We start from the raw sequence: 722 nt of genomic DNA on the forward strand, positions 1-722 counted from the left end.
TATGTTGCTCGAAGAGTAACATAAAACCACCTGCTATGCGGGTGAGACTGGAAAAGCGGAAGCGATAAACAAAAAGAATCCTCTTGGTTGGTATAATGGTAATAACCAATTGCCTTACACCAATCAAACCAAGGAGGATTCTATCACCGATGTCAAAGAGAAACGATGACACTAGTAGTTTATCACACACAAAATGGAACTGCCAATATCATATCGTATTTTGTCCAAAATATCGACGGAAAGTCATCTATGGTAAACTAAGAAGCGATATAGGCAGATATTTGAGACGACTTTGTGAATACAAAGGCGTAGAGATAGTCGAAGCACATGCCATGAGTGATCATATACATATGCTCGTCAAGATACCACCAAAACTAGCAGTGAGTTCATTCATGGGATATTTGAAAGGCAAAAGCAGCTTGATCATATTTGACGAGCATGCAAACTTGAAATATAACTATGGATCAAGGCACTTCTGGTCAGAAGGGTACTATGTTTCGACCGTAGGTCTAAACAAAAAAACAGTAGAAAACTACATCAGAAATCAAGAATTAGAAGACCAAGTAAAAGACAAAAGAAGTCTAAAAGAGTATAAAGACCCGTTTACGGGTAAGTAAGGGTGACAAAGGCAATTGGGCAAATAAAAAGACCCTCAAATGGGGGTCGCCAGTAATGAGCCTTGAAGGCGATGAGAAAAACCGCGCCTTGAAGACGCGGATTTT

General features: G+C 39.6%; 1 protein-coding gene. It reads left to right on the forward strand.

Annotation, left to right across the window (positions count from 1 at the left end; translation table 11 throughout):
• The first annotated feature begins 149 nt into the window (after positions 1 to 149).
• Positions 150 to 617: an IS200/IS605 family transposase gene (tnpA, locus tag QJ521_RS09675; RefSeq protein ID WP_282840280.1), complete on the forward strand. Its 468-nt coding sequence runs from the start codon at positions 150 to 152 to the stop codon at positions 615 to 617.
• Positions 618 to 722: the final 105 nt, after the last annotated feature.

Source organism: Peloplasma aerotolerans (genome assembly GCF_030012175.1).
In the GTDB taxonomy this organism is placed as follows: Bacteria; Bacillota_I; Bacilli_A; order Acholeplasmatales; family Acholeplasmataceae; genus Peloplasma; species Peloplasma aerotolerans.

Excerpts from the sequence above, each read along its gene's own strand:
- tnpA (WP_282840280.1), top strand. The coding sequence starts at position 150 with ATGTCAAAGAGAAACGATGACACTAGTAGTTTATCACACACAAAATGG.